The following is an 18,717-nucleotide window of genomic DNA, read 5'->3' on the forward strand; positions in this document are numbered from 1 at the left end:
TTTTGAATTTAATTTATCTAACTTGATTTGAAAACATAATTGTATTTTTTATATTTGATTTCAAATTAACACAAAGCCAATTTATCGATGAATTATGGAATTTCTGATCTAAGTATTATCCCGGTACGAAAAGAACCTGAGGAAAAGAGTGAAATGTTATCTCAAATTTTATTCGGAGAACATTTCGAAATCTGTGAAATTATCGATAATTGGGCTCGGATACATTTGGCATTTGATAATTATGAAGGCTGGGTAGATTTAAAAATGATAACACCTATTGAGGAAGGCTTGTTCAAGCATTTATGTGCGAAATTACCTGTTGTTGCAAACGATACTTTCAATTTGGTATTTCAGGATAAGGATTATTCCAATAAGTTAATTGTTCCAGGTAGTTCCTTCCCATTTTGTGATTTGGAGGAAAAGTCTTTTAGGATTGGGGAGAAGAAGTATTTTTATCAGGGAAATGTGGCTGAAAATAGTGATGAAAAACAAGTTCGGGATTCTATTGTGGAGTCCGCTTTAAAATATTTTAATGCACCCTATTTGTGGGGAGGAAGAACTCCTTATGGGATTGATTGTTCTGGTTTAGTTCAAATTGTTTATAAGCTTAATGGGGTTTCTTTACCACGAGATGCCAATCAGCAAGTTTTAAAAGGAGAGCCATTAACTTTTGTGGAAGAAGCTCTGCCTGGAGATTTGGCCTTTTTTGATAATCAAGATGGTCAAATTACTCATGTAGGAATCATTTGGGATCGGCATAAAATTATTCATGCGTCAGGTAAGGTACGTATTGATAATGTGGATCATCAGGGGATTTTTAACACTGATACAAAAAGATATACTCATAAATTAAGGGTGATTAAAAGAATTATTCAGGATTAAATTATTTATACAAGAAAGAAGATGTTTACCTACAAATATCCCAGACCTGCATTAACAGTCGATTGCGCTATTTTTTGCAAGATTAAATCCATATATCACATTCTATTAATTCAAAGAGCAAATCCACCTTTTCAAAAATTGTGGGCATTTCCTGGGGGATTTGTAGATATTGACGAGGATATTGATGCCGCTGCTTATCGCGAATTAAAGGAAGAAACAGGTTTCGAAGGGCTGGCACTTTGTCAGTTCAAAACTTATGGAAAACCTGATCGTGATCCTCGCGGAAGAACCGTTTCTGTTGTATATTATGCTATATTGGAATCTGAAAATCTACCCATAGTAAAGGGAGAGGATGATGCTCTAAAGGCAGATTGGATTCCTTTGAATCATTTACCCGAATTGGCCTTTGATCATCAAAAGATATTGAGTGATTTATTAGATTATCTACAATTTTGATATACACGACTGCAAGTAGGAACTGCTATCTGGCCCTAAATTGAAAATTAAATCCAGAATACTAAGATTGCCTTCAAAGCCTAACTTCTCACTAAATACTTGAGTATATTCTCTTGGAATAAAGAAGGTATCTTCTTCAGTTTTTGATGTTTTGGGATGAATTGAATAGCGAAAATCATTACTATTTTGAATGTTTATTTCGATAAAATCATTGGTTAGTTTATAGTTTGAATCCAATTCAATCAGACTACAAATTTCATCTTGAATAGCCAGATTAAATTCCAATAAGGAATTCCATTTTTGATGAAAGAATTGTGCCAAATCATCAATGTAGAATTCATAAAAAGGAGATGACTTATAGGCAGCCTCAATTCCTTTCCAATGGAGCTTTTGCCAGTTGGTGTCGTATGAGATTTTTACATCGCGCAATAAGACTTTTTTGTTTGTTGCTTTAACTACGGGTACTGATAAAGCTATCACACCATTTGCACCATATATATTGCAACGATTTCTATAGGATTGTTTTGGATAGTGTTCCCATTGTTCAATTAATGTTTCTGGAAATTGAATCAGCTTACAATAATACTGAATTGGTGCAAAATAAGCTGTCGAGAGTATTCCTTTTAAGTCTTCCATTTGATTTTTTGCTAACAACTGCGAAACTACAAAAATTGAGTAGAAGAAAAAAGACACCTGCCAGGTGTCTTTAATTCTATATTTTAATATTTACAATGGTAATTTTCTATACCACTCAAATATAATTAAAAAGGAACTATTAATGGATCCATTTAAAAATTCGATTCCATCTTATTTTACTCAGAAATGACTTATCCTTATCAAGCGATAGCCAAATAAAGGAAGCCTTACCTACCACATGATCTTCAGGAACAAATCCCCAGTATCTTGAGTCTGCAGACATATGGCGATTGTCTCCCATCATCCAGTAGTAATTCATTTTAAAGGTATACGTCTTGGCTGGAGCTCCATTGATATATATAACAGAATCTTTAACTGCCAAATTATTTTTTTCATAAGCATGAATCACTCTTTCATAAAATGGGAGATTTTTAAGATTTAAATCTACAGTCTGTCCTTTTTTAGGAATTGAAAAAGGTCCAAAATTATCACGATTCCAGTTAAGCTGATTACTGAATGGAAAAACATCCTCAGCAACACCAAGGCTTGAGTTTCTGCGGATAATGGATATTACATTACTCATTTTCTTAAGTTGTTCTACTTTCTCATTCGTCAATGGCAAACTATATTCAGAACCTTTTCTGATACGATCTTCTTTTGCAATATGCAATTCGTCCAACTTGCGAGGATTGATTAAAGTACCATTTGTGCGGACAATATAATTGTATTGCATTTGATCGATTTTCTCCTGTATTTTTCCATTAATATACATTTGTCCATCTACACATAACAGAGTATCTCCCGGAGTACCAACACATCGCTTAATGTAATTTTCCTGCTTATCTACCGGACGGGTTCTAATTTCATTATGGCTACTAATATATTTTCGAGCCATATCAGTATATGCTTTTGGAGATTGTAAACTTCTGCCTTTCTTCATGTCATCCTCTTTAAAAAGATAAGAATATCCTCGAAGTTGGGAGTAGTAATCTGGATTTTCATTTCCTACTACAATGGTATCTCCAGCAGGGAAATTAAAAACTACAACATCATTTCTTTTGATATCTCCAAAACCAGCAAGCCTTTTGTATGGCCATTCGATCCATTCTAAATAAGATTTTGTGTATTTGGTTCCTGGAAGCGTATGATGTGCAAAAGGAAATGATAAAGGTGTATTTGGTATGGTTGGTCCATAAGCCACTTTACTAACGAATAAATAATCTCCAACCAGTAAAGACTTTTCCATTGACGATGTAGGAATAGTGTATGCTTCAATAAAAAACATTCTAATAATTGTGGCGGCTATTACAGCAAAAATTATTGCATCAATCCATTCTACTGTAGCACTTTGTTTTTTTACACCTTTCTTTTTCCAAAATGCCCAATGTACTTTTTTACTGATATAAATATCGTACAGAACAGGAATACCAAGAATTAGCCAATAATTGCCAATCCAAAGCATCATTAGTAAATAGCAGATTAAGGTTGTTGAAAACTTAAACCATTTATTTTTTAATATTTGTTTCATTTAATGCGTTTTAAATGATTAGATAATTTCTTGTTTGATATGTACTTTCTCATAAATTTAGCAGATCTTTCATTCCAAAAAAGCCTTGTTTCTTCGGCATAAATTCTGCAGCAAGAACAGCTCCTAAAGCAAAACCTTTTCTACTATACGCTTGATGTTGGATGCTTATTTGATCCACTTCAGAATGCCAAGTTATGGTATGGGTTCCCGGAACAGATCCATGACGCTTAGAATAAATACTCACCTCTTTAGCTTCTGAACTCATTCCTTCAATCCATAGTTCCTTAATGGGGTGATTTTTAATAATTCCTTCGGCCAATGTAATTGCTGTACCGCTGGGAGAATCTAATTTGTGAATATGGTGGATTTCTTCCATATCTATATTATATTCCTTAAATGGAGCCATTAATTCTGTTAATTTCTTGTTTAGCTCAAAAAACAAATTAACACCAAGACTGTAGTTGGAAGCATAGAAAAATCCACTTCCATTTTCGCATTTTAATTGGACTTCAGGAAGGTGTTCGAGCCAACCGGTGGTACCGGAAACAATAGGGATATTCGCATCAAAACAAGTCTGATAATTATTTAGAGCAGATTGAGGATTCGTAAACTCAATGGCTACATCAATATTCTTTAAGTTCTCTTTACAGAGATCTTCTTGATTGTTCTGATCAATAATTAAGTCAATTCTATGTCCTCTGGAAATGGCAATTTGCTCGATTGCTTTGCCCATTTTTCCATATCCAATTAATGCTATTCTCATTTTTTTTATTGAAAAGGTCAACCCAATAAATATTTTTTACCGGGTGGTGGCTTTCTAACATTAAAAATTCAATAAGAAACTATTTTTCTTAACAAGAATTTACTGTTAGCCCTGTGCAAAAATAGTAAATCTGATGACAATAAGGATATAGGATTATTTTAAAATAAGTTAATTTTGATTTATGGATGGTCTTTAAATATTCTGTTGGTATATATTTATTTTTTAGATTCCGAATGTCCATGTATGGATTTTAGAACAACTTATAATGACATTACTATAAGTATTGCAGGGAAGTAATAATAAGGAAATTGATTGCTTTGGTTTTTTTTACTGAATATAAAATAGGAATAAATCTTATTGAATTGTGCTTATTTTATCTCAAAAAAAATGCGGATATTCGTATTAGAAATTAATCAAAAAAAACATAATATAAACAATGGAGAAAAGTATAAAGGGTTCTAGAACAGAAAAGAATTTGTTAAAGGCTTTTGCCGGAGAATCACAAGCCAGAGGAAGGTATACCTAATTTTGCAAAGCAGGCGAAAAAAGAAGGTTATGAACAAATTGCAGCTTTATTTTTAGAGACTGCAGAGCAGGAAATGCAACATGCAAAGCGTTTCTTCAGTTTTTTGGAAGGAGGAGATGTGGAAATGTACAGCTACATATCCAGCAGGAATGGTAGGAACTACAGCAGAAAATTTAAAAGCTGCGGCAAGTGGAGAAAATGAGGAATATACAGAATTATATCCTGAGTTTGAAAGAATAGCACAGGAAGAAGGCTTTGTTAAAGTTGCTTCTGCTTTTAAATTAATTGCCAAAGTTGAACAGGTTCATGAGGAAAGATATCTTAAGTTGTTGAAAAATATTGAGGATAATTTCGTTTTTGAGTCGGAGGAAAAAGAGGAGTGGTATTGCCGAAAATGCGGTTATGTACATAAAGGTAAAAAAGCTCCTAAGAATTGTCCTGCCTGTCAGCATCCGCATGCATATTTTGAGAAAAAGCCAAGTAACTATTAAAATTTAGAATAGAGGAGCGATTACAATAGGTTCGCTCCTTTTTTGATTTTATTCGTCAAGCAAATCCGGGCGTAATTTTTTTGTTCTTTTGTAAGCTTGATCTTCCTGCCATTTTTCAATTTTCTTGTGATTTCCGGATAATAAAATATCAGGTACTTTCCATCCTCTGAAAATTGCAGGTCTTGTATAGATAGGAGGCGATAATAAATCATCCTGAAAAGAATCAGTAAGAGCAGATGTTTCATCACTCATGGCACCAGGAAGTAGCCGAACAACACTATCGGTGATTATTGCAGCAGCTAGTTCACCACCAGTAAGAACGAAATCACCAATAGAAATTTCTTTTGTAATAAAATGATCCCTAATTCGTTGATCGATTCCTTTATAGTGACCACAAAGAATAATTATATTCTTTTTTAGAGATAAGGTATTTGCACTTTTTTGATTGAATTGTTCCCCATCAGGAGTTGTGAAAATAATTTCATCATATTCTCTCTCATTGGTTAACGACTCAATTGCTTTAACAATTGGTTCTAAACGCATCACCATCCCAGCCCCACCGCTAAAGGCGTAATCATCAACCCTTTTATATTTATCCTCAGAAAAATCACGAATGTTGTGAATATGTATCTCTACAACACCTTTGTCTTTTGCTCTTTGAATGATGGAGTGATTAAGTGGGCTTTCCAGTAATTCCGGAACAACTGTTAGAATATCGATTCTCATTTTTTAAATTTTGTGTAAAAGTAAATATCCGTTTGTTGTCTTGCAAGAAAATAATGTAAGGTTTATAAACAGGAACAAATAGGGATAAAGAATAATTTTTCAAATAAAGTGCAGGTATGTTTGCTCCGATTCATGGAATGGTTCGTTTAAGAGAGTAAAAGAAGTGTTTTGTGTTGGAAAAACATATTGTTCTAGCGGTTGTGACGTGAAATAATAGTGGCTGATGGATGTTTTGATATGCATTTTTAGTTAATTTCAATTATCAGAATAAGTGGCAATGGAGGAGGAAGTGTTAAATATAGTTTCCGAATTTCTTAAGCCATAATTAGGAAAGGTAATTCCCTGCAAAACCACTAATGTTTTAAAGGGATGGAAATTTGTGGAAAATCTTTGAGGATTAGCACATAATTAGTTAAATTCGTAAGAGTAGTGATTAGAGTTTTTATCACAATTGTATTGCTAACGCGGTTTTTCTTTTGAATAGATAACCCAAACTAATCCAGATTGTATGGACGCACGAGATCTAACTAAACCCTCACCAGAGAATGAGTTGAATGAAAATTTAGAAACACAACAAGAGTCTACTGGTTCTCAAAAAATCGAAATTAAAAATGAAACACCTCCAGACCATGATGAATTGTCCCATGTAGAAGAGGAAGTTGTTGATTCTGTATCAGGTGGGGAAGAAGCCAAAGAAGAAAAGACACCGTCTAAGAATGCAGAACCACCGGTAACAGATGCTGTTTCTAAACTTCAGGAGGAGCCGAATTACGCTTCTATGAAGAAAAGTGAGTTGGTGGATCGAATGGTGTTAATTCTCGAAAATAAATCTTTGTCAGGATTAAAAGATCGCGTTGAGTTGATAAAGCAAAATTTCTATAAAAAGAACCGGGAGGAAATTGCAAGTGCAAAAGCTAAATTTATTGCAGATGGTGGGGCTGAGAAGGATTTTGAAATTGGCGGGGATGAATTACAAGTAAAAATGAAGGAACTGCTCCAAAAATTTAAAGATCGCAGATCGCAGATAAGTAGAAATTTAGAACAGGAAAAAGAATCGAATCTTCAGGAGAAATACAAGATTATAGAGGGAATAAAGGATTTGGTTCATCGGGAAGAGGCTTTCGATAAAACATTTCATGAATTTAGAGAACTACAAAAAAAATGGCATGAAATAGGTATGGTACCACAACAAGCTTTAAAGAATATGTGGGATACCTACCATCATCATGTTGAGAATTTCTATGATTATATCAAGATAAATAAGGAGTTACGGGATTTAGATTTGAAGAAGAATCTGGCTTTAAAGATTCGTTTATGTGAGGAAGCGGAAAAGCTAATTGACGAACCTTCGGTAGTAAAAGCTTTTAATACACTCCAAAAACATCATGAACAATGGCGTGAAATTGGACCGGTACCCAGGGAACAAAAAGAAGATCTTTGGACAAGATTTAAAAGTGCTACAACTATAATTAACCGAAAACATCAGGGGTTTTATGAGAATTTAAAATCCGATCAAAAGAAAAATCTAGAACAAAAAGAAGTGCTTTGCGAGAAAGCAGAAGCGATTGCGAATGCAGAAATTGGTTCTCATAAAGATTGGAATACCACTTCAAAGCAAATAATTGATTTGCAAAAGGAGTGGAGAACCATTGGTTTTGCTCCCAAAAAAGATAATAACCGGATATACCAAAGATTTCGTGCTGCCTGCGATTTGTATTTCAACCGTAAGCGGGATTATTATTTGCAGCTAAAGGATGTGCTGAATGAAAATTTGGTCAAAAAAACCAGCCTTTGTGTTACGGCTGAAGAATTACAGGATAGTACAGATTGGAAGGAGACTACAGAAAAATTAATTGCGATACAAAAGCAATGGAAAAAAACCGGACCTGTACCTCGAAAAGTATCCGAAGAATTATGGTTGAGATTTAGAGCTGCCTGTGATAAATTCTTTAATAACAAGGCGGAACACTACGATAATGTAGATTCGGATTATGTGGTGAACCTGAATTTAAAACAGGATCTTATCGATAAGGTAAATACTTATGAATTATCCGAAGACAATGAGATCAACTTGTCTGCAATCAGATCTTTTCAAAAAGAATGGTCAGAAATTGGGCATGTTCCTTTTAAGAAAAAAGATAAGATTCAAGTCGATTTCAGAAAAGCAATAAATTCTCTTTATGAAAAAATGAATTTAGATAATGAAAATTTGGAGGTTCAAAAATTCAGATCTAAAATTGATTCTTTTCTGTCAATGGATCACTCCGAAGATAAGATTATCAACGAAAGGAATAAGATTGTAACTAAAATAAAACAATTGGAAAGCGACATCTCCCTTTGGGAAAATAATATAGGTTTCTTTTCCTCCTCAAAGAATTCTACTGTTGTGAAAGATATAGAACAAAAGATTGAAAGGGGAAAGGAGAATTTAAATATTTTAAACCAAAAGCTATTGGTGATTGATAGTTTGGTTTAGTTGATTATTGGTTGAAATTACAAAGGGGATATTCTTATAAAATGTCCCCTTTTTTGCAGGTGAAATTGTTTGGTTGGATAGGCTAAATGTTAAGCTTGTGGATGTTAATAATCTGATCCTGTAAATAAATATTCTCAAATTGACTTATAGATCTTTTGAAACATGGAAATTGTTTCTTATAAATCTATAATTTGACTACTTTTGCAGTTTTAATAATCCATAAAACGTTCAAGAAAGTGTCAAACACCAAATACATCTTTGTAACAGGCGGGGTAACCTCCTCATTGGGAAAAGGAATTATTGCATCATCTTTGGCTAAATTACTTCAGGCCAGAGGATACTCAGTAACGAACCAAAAATTAGACCCTTATCTAAATGTAGATCCAGGAACTTTAAATCCATATGAGCATGGCGAATGCTTTGTTACCGATGATGGTGCAGAGACAGATTTGGATTTAGGGCATTACGAGCGTTTTACCAACATTCCAACCTCTCAGGCTAATAATGTTACTACTGGTAGAATATACCGTAATGTTATTAATAAGGAACGAAAAGGAGATTATTTAGGAAAAACAGTTCAAATTATACCTCATATTACCGACGAAATCAAAAGGAATATTAAACTTTTGGGAAGTAAACAAAAGTTTGATGTGGTGATTACAGAGATAGGAGGTACCGTTGGTGATATTGAGTCTTTACCATATATTGAGGCCGTTCGCCAGTTGAAATGGGAACTGGGACATGATGCACTTGTAATTCATTTGACATTGGTGCCATATTTGGCGGCTTCAGGAGAATTGAAAACAAAACCAACTCAGCATTCTGTAAAGTCTTTATTGGAAACTGGTGTGCAACCAGAAGTTTTGGTACTACGTACCGAACATGAATTGACTGCAGATGTTCGCCGTAAAGTTGCACTTTTCTGTAATGTAGAGCCTAAGGCTGTTATTGAGTCTATTGATGTATCTACCATTTATGAGGTTCCTTTAAAAATGCGGGAGGAGAAATTAGATTCCACCGTGTGTGAAAAATTAGGATTGCCATTAAATAAGGAACCTAAGTTAAAGGAATGGACTAAATTTTTAACACGCCTGCAACATCCAAAAACCGAAGTTACAATTGGTTTGGTTGGTAAATACGTTGAATTACACGATGCATATAAGTCTATTGCCGAATCATTTATTCATGCAGGATCTGTGAATGAGTGCAAGGTGAATATTCAATGGGTTCATTCCGAAAAGTTGACCGATAGCAATTATCAGGATCAATTAAAGGATTTAAAAGGAATTCTGGTTGCACCAGGATTTGGACATAGAGGAATTGAAGGAAAGATATTAGCTGCAAAGTTTGCACGCGAAAATAATATCCCATATTTAGGAATTTGCTTAGGTATGCAGATTGCGGTGATTGAATTTGCAAGAAATGTACTGAAATTAGAAGATGCAGATTCTTTGGAAATGAATCCAAAAACGCCGTATGCTGTTATCAACCTGATGGAAGAGCAAAAAAATGTTACCGAAAAAGGTGGTACCATGAGATTAGGTGCATATGATTGTACTTTAAAGGATGGCTCGAAAGCAATGACTGCCTACGGGCAAAAAGAGATTTCGGAGCGCCACCGTCACCGTTACGAATTCAATAACGAGTATTTAGAGCAATTTGAGTCCGCAGGTTTAAAGGCAATGGGGATGAATTCTGATACCGGATTGGTTGAGATAGTAGAATTAGAAGGTCACAAATGGTTTGTAGGAGTTCAATTCCATCCAGAGTACAAGAGTACAGTTATCAAACCACATCCATTGTTTGTAGAGTTTGTAAAACAAACCATGGAATAGAGCACTAGAAAAAACATCAAAGAAATTATATAGAAATGGATAAAAAATCAATTTTAGGCTTAGTCATTATTGGAGTGATTTTAATTGGGTATTCGTACCTGACCAAACCTTCTGATAAAGAGATTGAAGCCATAAATACCCGAGATTCAATAGCTAAAGTTGAGCGTTTAAAAAAGGATCAACAAGAGGCTTTGCGTATCGAGAAATTGAAAGAAGAATACTCGGAAGCGAAGAAAGACTCGACAATTAGTAAAGCGACTTATGGTGCTTTTTCTAAAACGGTAGATCAAAAAGAAGAAATTATTACCCTGGAGAACGACTTGGTAAAGATAAATCTGAATACCCTGGGAGGTCGTATCAGTTCTGTGGAGTTGAAAAAATTCCAAACACATGACTCCCTGCCATTGATTTTGTGGAAAGAGAAAAATAGTAAGTTCGGCTTAACGTTTTATTCTGAGAACAAAGCAATGAATACGCAAGATCTGGTTTTTGCTTCAATGGATAAGCAAGTTTCAGTAGATGCTACTTCTTCTCAAAAGGTAGTTAGCTTACGTTTATATGCTGGTGAAAATAAATATATCGAATATAAATATACGCTTGCGCCCGATTCTTATATGGTTGATTTTAATGTCAGCATAGTAGGGATGCAGGATGTAATTTCCCGAAACTCTAATTTTGTAACCTTTAATTGGAAAGCAGATATTCCAGGTCAGGAAAAAGGAAGAAAATTCGAGAATCAGTATACAGCACTTTACTATAAATTCTTTGAGGATGATGTGGAGAATTTGTCCGCTGGCGGTGACGTAGAAAAGGAATTGAACACAAAGGTAAAATGGATAGCATTTAAGCAGCAGTTTTTCTCCTCGGTACTGATTGCCGAAACGCCCTTTAAAGGAATTAAGTTGAAATCTTCAACAATGGACGAAACTTCGCCTATCTTAAAAGATTTCTCTGCTGAGATAAGCCTTCCTTATCAGGGAAATAATATGGAAAACTATCCCATGAAGTTTTATTTTGGTCCAAACAAATATACAACGCTTAAAAAGTATGGGAAAGATATAGAACTACAATCATTGGTTAATTTAGGATGGAAGATTTTCTCCTGGGTAAACAAGTGGTTTGTAATTCCAATCTTTGGTTTCCTTGAGAAATATATATCGAATTATGGTATTATCATTTTGATTTTGACCATCATCATTAAATTGTTATTGGCACCATTGACCTACAAGTCGTACATGTCAACAGCCAAGATGAAAGTGCTGAAACCTCAGATTGATGAGATTAATGAAAGAATACCTAAGGATAAAGCAATGGAGCGCCAACAGGCAACTATGGCTTTGTATAAAAAAGCAGGCGTAAACCCGATGGGTGGTTGTTTGCCGATGGTGGTGCAGTTTCCATTCCTGATTGCCTTGTTCCGCTTTTTCCCGGCGTCTATCGAATTGCGTCAGAAAAGCTTCTTATGGGCAACCGATTTATCATCCTACGATTCCATAGCACACTTACCTTGGCATATCCCATTCTATGGCGATCACGTAAGTTTGTTCTGTTTATTAATGGCGGCTACCAATTTGGTGTACACTCGCATGAATAGCCAAATGCAGACTTCCTCGCAAATGCCGGGAATGCAATCTATGATGTATTTAATGCCGTTAATGTTCCTATTCTGGTTTAATAATTATGCAGCCGGATTGAGTTATTACTATTTCATCGCAACATTATTTACTGTAGTTCAAACTTGGGCAATCCGTAAATATTTGGTTGATGATAAGAAGGTATTGGCAATGTTGAATGCTGCCAAAAAGAAGCCTGTGAAGAAATCTAAATTTCAACAAAGAATTGAGGATGCTGCTAAACAAAAAGGTTATAAAGGACTTAAAAAATAAGCAATATCAATCAATATAAAATAGAAAGAGCTCCAGTTTTGGAGCTCTTTTCTGTTATACGAAATGATGTATGTGTAGTAGAATAGGAGAGGTTGCGGTAAACTGTATCACCCTTGAGGGGTATCTCCATTGAACCTCTTGATTTGATAATGCTTTTTGGGAGCTGTACTCTCCTCTCCTTCAGGAGAGGGATAGGGTGAGGCAATTTTTTAAATTACGGATTGTAGAACATGCTCAATTGCAATAGTATTTACCTACTCGTTACTTGTTCCGTAATAGTTACAGTGATTTTGTATTTAGACTTACAAAGCAATAGTTCCCTCTCCTCTTTTTATTTCTTTTTCTCATCTTGAAATCTGTTCCTCTCACCTCCAGACCTATTCCTCTCACTTTCGGAAGCCAATTTCTCACCATTGAACCTGTATTTCTCACCAAGAGAGTTACTATTTCTCACTCCGGAACCCCCATTTCTCACCAAATATGCCATTATTGGGCAGAGAGGAAATATTGAACTGTTGAGATTACAGCATAAAAAAAGGAGTCGTAAAGACTCCCCATCAAACCAAAATAAAAAATTAAACAATTATTATTAAAATCAGAGATTATTCTTCATTATCAACTACTTGTTTCTTACGGTACTCTTTATTGCGATGGCGATTATACTTACTTGCGTATAAACGAGCATGCTCCTCGTCCTTGCGAAAAGCGAATTTACCATACTCGCGAATCTCATCCACAAGCTCTTTCACAAGGGTAAAAGCCTTATTGCGGATTACTTTTTTATCGTCATCGACATACATGGTGCCATTTACTGATGCTAGTAAATCCCCCATACGTACCGATTCGGTAGTAGCTTTATCGCATAATGTAAGATCGAAGTTAATGGCTTGCAGATGTTCGGGATGTGCTTTTCCCAATGTGCCTAGTCTGTCCAAATCCATTACCGCATCGGCATTTGTATCTCCTTCCTTTATGCCTTTCAGAATATCCATTAATTCAGGCTCATTTCTATAGGCGAACTTCATGTTCTCTAATAAATCGTTATGCAATTCAAGCATATCCGATGCATTGTCTTTCCATGTTTTTATGGCATCTTGCCGTTCGGTGGTTTCTTGTTCCCAGTTCAATTGAGCAGTAACCAATGCTCCGGTCAGCGTGCTCAATTTGTCTAATTTTTCCTGAGCCAGACCAATGCTACTCAATACCGTAAAATCGATAGTAGCACGTTTGTGTAATCCTTTGGCTTCGTGGATAAAGATTTCCAATGGCATGTTGCAGTACTTGATATCCTCTTTTTGCACTACATTAATTTCAGGTAATGTTTCCTGGTAAGCTTCTAATTCTGTCATAACAGTAATGTTTAAAGGTTTATAATTTCCCCTATCACCAATCCGTCTGCACGTGTTAAAAAATTAAATTTGTTAGTCTGTTCTGTAAAACGATTTTGAAAGTATAAAATTATGATGTAATAACAAAATGGAGGTTGAAAAATAATTAAATTATTATGCTGGAAAAGGGGTTCGAATTATCTGCACTGTTAATGTTTAGTAGGGATAGGTGAGTTTTGATAATAAATGTTAAAAAAAACATTTGTGGTAGTAAATTAGAAAAAGGAGTGTTGAAAAATACCCAATTGCTTAAAGTATGTTGAAATGCTTTAAAGGCAATTTAAAAGCTATAAGTGTGTCCGTAAATTAAAAAAACAGATTATATATCCATGTCTTTTTATTGTAGGTGCAAGCATTAAGTTACATTGGCAATAGTACTCGCTTGTCTGTTTGTTTTAAATGAAAATGAATAAGCGATTCAATTTGCTGTTTAAGTATATATGATTAAATTAGTTGTCGAAAAAATAATGGTTAATTTTGTGATTTGTTTTTTTTATGGAAAGTTAATATTGGACTATCTGATCAATTAAGGAAAAATTAGATTGAATGAAGCTATTTGTGAGTATTATTTAAATGAAATTATCTACCAAAAAATAAATGACTATATGATGTTAGAGAATGAACAAGGTGAGATTGAGGAAATAAAGGAGGAATTGGAAGATTCGTATTCTAATGATGATTTATATAATATAAATTCATGGGGTGCAGATTTATCTTTTAGAGAGTTAATTTCGATGTATGAAGAAGAGGAATTGTTAAAACCTGAACTTCAAAGAAAATATGTTTGGGATAAGTCTGAAGCAAGCAGGTTTGTCGAATCTATTTTACTGGGATTACCTGTTCCAAGTATTTTTTTAGCGAATACAAAAGATGAGAAAAAACTGATAATAGATGGTTATCAGAGAATAATGACAGTTTTTGACTATGTTAGTGGCGTTTGGACTAAGGATGGTAAAATATTTAAACTTTCCAATACTGAAAAAATAAATGAACGATGGAGGGGAAAGGCATTTGGAGAATTAGAGAAAGCTGATCAAAGAAGGATACGGAGTACGACAATTCATGCGATTGTTTTTGAGCAAAGATCACCTGCAGATAATGATACAAGTTTATATCAAGTGTTTGAGAGAATTAATACAGGGGGAAGAGCTTTAATGCCACAAGAAATTAGAAACTGTGTTAATCAAGGCCATTTTAATGACCTTTTATTTGATTTAAATAAAAATCAATATTGGAGAATCCTTTTTGGAAAAGAAGTTGAGGATTCAAGGATGAGAGATATGGAATTTATTTTGAGATTTCTTGCTTTGGATACAGAATTTATTCATTCTACAGAAGCTTCAACTATATCACTCAAAAAATACTTAAATGAGTTCATGGGAAATGAGAACTCTCAAAGCCATGAAACTATAATAAATAGGCGTGATAAATTTAATTTCGTTATGGATTTTATTCATATGCATATCGGTGAAAATGCATTTTATAATATAGTTTCTGGAGAAGAATTTAAAATAAGAAAACGATTTTACCCAACTATTTTTGATGCAATATGTCCTGCTGTTTCAATCGCTTATCAAAGATTAGGAAATGAAATTCCAAAAGATAATCTTGAGATTAAGCGAATAGCAATGTTAAAGGACCCTGATTTTAGAAAATACACAAGTGAAGGAACAATGCAACTTGCACATATTCATGGTCGTATTGATAAAGCATTAAACTATCTTTTTGGAATTAAATATGAAGAATAAAGAAGCTCTTGATTCAATTGAAAGCTGTGTAGATGAACTACAGCGAATCTTTCATCTTATTGAAGGTTTCGGGCACACTAGCCCTATTGTGCCATTTTTAACAAACTATGCAATAGTAAAATCTTGCGGTACCGTTGAATTTTGTTTTAAAACAATCATCTCTGATATACATTCTGAGCAGAGCCCCCAAATTGTAAATTATGTGGATAGTACAATACGGAATAGCTCTATGAATCCGAGCTTAGATAATATCTGTAAAACATTAAAAAAATTTGATACTTCCTGGAATGATATATTTAAAGATAAACTTAAGGCGCATGAGGATACTCAGAGAATAAAATCTTCTTTAGATTCATTAAATACCGCTAGAAATACATTTGCTCATGGACAAACGCCACCATCATCATTTGAAAATATAAGAACGTATTTTAAAGACACAGTTGAAGTATTGAAAATATTAGATGACGTGGTTGGGAGTTAACAGTAAACAAATCAGTACATTATCTTATGAAAAATTTCCCAAGCGGAAATTTTTTTATGCCCTTTATCTATCTCACCGATCTTTAATAGAAAAAGCAGTTTCGTATTTCTATTTAAATTTAATCTAAACAGAATTTTACGGAATTTGATAGTACAAAACGAATGTTTGCAGGCCAGTGAAGTTGGACAGTTTTGCTAAAAACAACACAAAGACATCTGTCTTTTAGTCCTCTAAAAATTGATTGGCACAATTTAGAAATCTTTCCTTATTCAGAAATATCTTGACATTAAACAGTGATATAAATCAAGACTAAAAACAATAATCATGTCAAAATTCACAATTGATGATGCACTTCGTTATCACGAAGGTACTCGCCCTGGAAAAATAGAAGTAGTTCCAACAAAACCACATTCAACACAAATTGATTTATCCTTGGCATATACGCCCGGCGTAGCTGAGCCTTGCCTTAGGATTAAAGATAATCCTAAGGAGGTGTATAAATATACTGCCAAAGGAAATTTGGTTGCGGTAATATCAAACGGAACGGCAGTTCTGGGTTTGGGAGATATTGGTCCTGAAGCCGGAAAACCGGTGATGGAGGGCAAGGGCCTGCTCTTTAAAATCTTTTCGGATATCGATGTGTTCGATATAGAAGTGGATACCAAAGATGTGGACGAATTCGTGAAAATTGTGAAGGGAATAGCTCCAACTTTTGGGGGAATTAATTTGGAGGATATTAAGGCACCGGAATGTTTCGAGATAGAGGATAGACTTAAAAAAGAGTTGGATATTCCAATTATGCACGACGATCAGCATGGAACTGCAATTATATCTGCGGCTGCAATGTTGAACGCCCTCGAGCTACAAAATAAAAAGATAGAGCATTTAAAACTGGTTGTGAATGGAGCCGGGTCGGCATCGGTAGCCTGTACCCGATTATATCTTTCATTGGGGGTAAAGCCCGAAAATATTGTTATGCTCGATAGTAAAGGAGTAATTCATCAGTCCCGAAGCAATTTAAGCAAGGTCAAAAAAGAATTTGCCACCAATAGAGACATACATACGCTGGAGGAAGCGATGAAAGGTGCGGACATGTTTTTGGGTTTGTCTGTTGCAGATGTGGTAAGCCCGGAGATGGTGAGGAGCATGGCAGATCGTCCTATTGTATTTGCATTGGCGAACCCAGTTCCTGAGATATCTTATGAAGTAGCTATCGCAACCCGGCAAGATATCCTATTGGCAACAGGTCGGTCTGATCGTCCGAATCAGGTAAACAACGTTCTTGGATTTCCTTTTATATTTCGTGGTGCACTGGATGTGAAGGCTACGGGTATCAACGAAGCCATGAAGATAGCAGCAGTAAAAGCATTAGCAGCTTTGGCAAAGGAAGATGTGCCGGACATTGTGAATACGGCTTATGAAGAAATGAATATTAGCTTTGGCAAGGATTACATCATTCCTAAGCCTTTAGACCCAAGATTGCTTACCGTTGTAGCGCCTGCTGTAGCTAAGGCTGCAATGGATTCGGGAATTGCTCATGCTCCGATTACCGATTGGGAAAAATATAAGGCAGATTTGGAACACCGGATGGGTCGGGATAATAAATTACTTCGTGCCTTAACAGACAAAGCAAAACATCATCCCAAGCGAGTTGTATTTGCAGAAGGTGCCAATTTTAAAGTGCTGAAAGCAGCACAAACAGTAAAGCATGAAGGAATTGCAATTCCTATACTACTCGGTAATCCTGATAATATTCATAGATTAATTAAGGAGAATGATCTGGATCTGGAGGATGTTTCTATTATAAATTGGAGAGCTCCGGAGGAACAAGTGCGAAGGGAAGCATATGCTCAGATTTTATTCGGGAAGAGAAGCCGAAAAGGCTTGACTTATTCCGAGTCCTTAGAGAAAATGACCAATCGGAATTACTTTGGATCAATGATGGTGGAAGTAGGCGAAGCAGATGCACTGATTAGTGGATCTACTGCAAAATATGCCGATGTAATTCGACCAGCCATTCAAACTGTGGGAATTCGTCCAAAGATCAATCATATTGCAGGAATGTATTTAATGATGACAAAAAGAGGACCTATATTCTTCTCCGATACAACCGTAAATCCCCGTCCGGATGCCAAAACTATTGTAGATACTACACTTTTAACTGCTGAGGCCGTCCGTAAATTTAATATAGAACCGGTGATTGCTATGGTTTCCTATTCCAATTTTGGAGCCGTTAGAACTGGTAGTCCTGTAAGAGTGCAGCAAGCCGTGGAAATATTACATCGGGATTATCCTGAATTGATTGTAGATGGTGATATTCAAATGAATTTTGCAGTTAATAGAGAATTGAGAAGTAAAATGTTTCCATTTTCAAAACTAGCCAACCGTAAAGTAAATACGATCATTTTCCCCAATTTGAGTAGTGGTAACATTGCTTATAAATTAATGCAGGAATTGGGTGGTGCAGAAGCCATTGGTCCAATATTATTAGGTCTAAACAAATCTATTCACATCGTTCCTATAGAAAGTTCGGTACGCGAAATTGTGAATATGGTAACTATGGCGGTAGTGGATGCGCAGTAAGTAATTGACTTTTTTTGTTGCTTAAAATTTAAAGCAATCTGTTGATGTGATGTCTAAACGGAAAGTCATCGCAAGAAGCAGATTGCTTCTTTTATTGTCATTCTATTGTCGTGATTTACAAGTTGGTCTTCTTTGTAAAGGCAGATATGCTATTTGTATAACTCAGTTATTCTCTTGTGAATAAAGAATTATTTCCGAAATAGATGGTTTTTGAAAATCAGAAAAATAACAAAAAATACCTTAGTCTTTCGAAATAATGTGTTCATGAATTGAAAAAAGGTTTTAATATAAAATAAACATACCTGCCCTGTT

At 35.0% G+C, this 18,717-nt stretch carries 14 protein-coding genes and 1 pseudogene; 10 read left to right on the forward strand and 5 right to left on the reverse strand.

All coding sequences use genetic code 11. From position 1 onward, the window contains the following. Positions 1-87: 87 nt before the first annotated feature. Together DLK05_RS10800 and DLK05_RS10805 are read left to right on the forward strand one after the other, a co-directional pair. Positions 88-882, forward strand: coding sequence for a C40 family peptidase (locus DLK05_RS10800; protein ID WP_127344021.1), 795 nt, complete (start codon positions 88-90; stop codon positions 880-882). Between the two features lie 21 nt (positions 883-903). Next, entirely contained in the window at positions 904-1,338 is a 435-nt protein-coding gene (locus DLK05_RS10805) for an NUDIX domain-containing protein (protein ID WP_127344022.1), read from the forward strand. Here the strand turns inward: DLK05_RS10805 and DLK05_RS10810 are convergent. From DLK05_RS10810 to dapB, 3 genes are all read right to left on the reverse strand, one after another. Then, positions 1,327-1,974: a WbqC family protein gene (locus tag DLK05_RS10810; protein ID WP_127344023.1), complete on the reverse strand. Its 648-nt coding sequence runs from the start codon at positions 1,972-1,974 to the stop codon at positions 1,327-1,329. The two genes, DLK05_RS10805 and DLK05_RS10810, sit on opposite strands and share 12 nt — an antisense overlap. A gap of 139 nt (positions 1,975-2,113) precedes the next feature. Further along, positions 2,114-3,502 carry a signal peptidase I gene (lepB, locus tag DLK05_RS10815; protein WP_127344024.1) on the reverse strand — a complete coding sequence of 463 codons (1,389 nt, stop codon included), beginning with the start codon at positions 3,500-3,502 and terminating at the stop codon, positions 2,114-2,116. 49 nt (positions 3,503-3,551) lie between these two features. Further along, positions 3,552-4,265, reverse strand: a complete 714-nt coding sequence (dapB, locus tag DLK05_RS10820; protein WP_127344025.1) for a 4-hydroxy-tetrahydrodipicolinate reductase — start codon at positions 4,263-4,265, stop codon at positions 3,552-3,554. Positions 4,266-4,753: 488 nt separating this feature from the next. Here dapB and DLK05_RS18050 point away from each other — a divergent pair. Then, positions 4,754-5,063, forward strand: a pseudogene (locus DLK05_RS18050) (rubrerythrin family protein); the annotation flags it as partial. Positions 5,064-5,120: 57 nt separating this feature from the next. Then, positions 5,121-5,282 (forward strand): rubredoxin-like domain-containing protein, encoded by a 162-nt coding sequence (locus tag DLK05_RS18055; protein ID WP_369073572.1) that lies wholly within the window; start codon positions 5,121-5,123, stop codon positions 5,280-5,282. Positions 5,283-5,330: 48 nt separating this feature from the next. Here the strand turns inward: DLK05_RS18055 and trmD are convergent, their stop codons facing one another. Then, positions 5,331-6,008: a tRNA (guanosine(37)-N1)-methyltransferase TrmD gene (gene trmD / locus DLK05_RS10830; RefSeq protein WP_127344026.1), complete on the reverse strand. Its 678-nt coding sequence runs from the start codon at positions 6,006-6,008 to the stop codon at positions 5,331-5,333. Positions 6,009-6,516: 508 nt separating this feature from the next. Between trmD and DLK05_RS10835 the strand changes: the two genes are divergently transcribed. From DLK05_RS10835 to yidC, 3 genes are all read left to right on the forward strand, one after another. Then, positions 6,517-8,484 (forward strand): DUF349 domain-containing protein, encoded by a 1,968-nt coding sequence (locus DLK05_RS10835; RefSeq protein WP_127344027.1) that lies wholly within the window; start codon positions 6,517-6,519, stop codon positions 8,482-8,484. A 236-nt stretch (positions 8,485-8,720) separates the two neighbouring features. Further along, complete coding sequence (gene pyrG, locus DLK05_RS10840; RefSeq protein ID WP_127344028.1) at positions 8,721-10,319, forward strand: CTP synthase; 1,599 nt, start codon at positions 8,721-8,723, stop codon at positions 10,317-10,319. Between the two features lie 35 nt (positions 10,320-10,354). Next, entirely contained in the window at positions 10,355-12,205 is a 1,851-nt protein-coding gene (yidC, locus tag DLK05_RS10845) for a membrane protein insertase YidC (RefSeq protein ID WP_127344029.1), read from the forward strand. Positions 12,206-12,807: 602 nt separating this feature from the next. Here the strand turns inward: yidC and DLK05_RS10850 are convergent. Then, entirely contained in the window at positions 12,808-13,554 is a 747-nt protein-coding gene (locus tag DLK05_RS10850) for a hypothetical protein (protein WP_127344030.1), read from the reverse strand. Positions 13,555-14,135: 581 nt separating this feature from the next. Between DLK05_RS10850 and DLK05_RS10855 the strand changes: the two genes are divergently transcribed. The 3 genes from DLK05_RS10855 to DLK05_RS10865 all read left to right on the forward strand — a co-directional run bounded on the left by DLK05_RS10855 (position 14,136) and on the right by DLK05_RS10865 (position 18,405). Further along, positions 14,136-15,341: a DUF262 domain-containing protein gene (locus DLK05_RS10855; protein WP_209319837.1), complete on the forward strand. Its 1,206-nt coding sequence runs from the start codon at positions 14,136-14,138 to the stop codon at positions 15,339-15,341. Beyond that, complete coding sequence (locus tag DLK05_RS10860) at positions 15,331-15,822, forward strand: HEPN domain-containing protein (protein WP_127344031.1); 492 nt, start codon at positions 15,331-15,333, stop codon at positions 15,820-15,822. Before DLK05_RS10855 ends, DLK05_RS10860 begins: the two co-directional genes overlap by 11 nt. 324 nt (positions 15,823-16,146) lie before the next feature. Beyond that, complete coding sequence (locus DLK05_RS10865) at positions 16,147-18,405, forward strand: NADP-dependent malic enzyme (RefSeq protein WP_127344032.1); 2,259 nt, start codon at positions 16,147-16,149, stop codon at positions 18,403-18,405. Positions 18,406-18,717 lie beyond the last annotated feature (312 nt).

This window comes from Ancylomarina longa (assembly GCF_003996985.1).
Taxonomy (GTDB): domain Bacteria; phylum Bacteroidota; class Bacteroidia; order Bacteroidales; family Marinifilaceae; genus Ancylomarina_A; species Ancylomarina_A longa.

Bases quoted from the DNA above. Each gene is read 5' to 3' on its own strand.
- DLK05_RS10805 (WP_127344022.1), top strand. From the start codon at position 904: ATGTTTACCTACAAATATCCCAGACCTGCATTAACAGTCGATTGCGCT.
- DLK05_RS10850 (WP_127344030.1), bottom strand. From the start codon at position 13,554: ATGACAGAATTAGAAGCTTACCAGGAAACATTACCTGAAATTAATGTA.
- dapB (WP_127344025.1), bottom strand. From the start codon at position 4,265: ATGAGAATAGCATTAATTGGATATGGAAAAATGGGCAAAGCAATCGAG.
- yidC (WP_127344029.1), top strand. From the start codon at position 10,355: ATGGATAAAAAATCAATTTTAGGCTTAGTCATTATTGGAGTGATTTTA.
- DLK05_RS10835 (WP_127344027.1), top strand. From the start codon at position 6,517: ATGGACGCACGAGATCTAACTAAACCCTCACCAGAGAATGAGTTGAAT.
- DLK05_RS10860 (WP_127344031.1), top strand. From the start codon at position 15,331: ATGAAGAATAAAGAAGCTCTTGATTCAATTGAAAGCTGTGTAGATGAA.
- lepB (WP_127344024.1), bottom strand. From the start codon at position 3,502: ATGAAACAAATATTAAAAAATAAATGGTTTAAGTTTTCAACAACCTTA.
- DLK05_RS10810 (WP_127344023.1), bottom strand. From the start codon at position 1,974: ATGGAAGACTTAAAAGGAATACTCTCGACAGCTTATTTTGCACCAATT.
- trmD (WP_127344026.1), bottom strand. From the start codon at position 6,008: ATGAGAATCGATATTCTAACAGTTGTTCCGGAATTACTGGAAAGCCCA.
- DLK05_RS10865 (WP_127344032.1), top strand. From the start codon at position 16,147: ATGTCAAAATTCACAATTGATGATGCACTTCGTTATCACGAAGGTACT.
- DLK05_RS10800 (WP_127344021.1), top strand. From the start codon at position 88: ATGAATTATGGAATTTCTGATCTAAGTATTATCCCGGTACGAAAAGAA.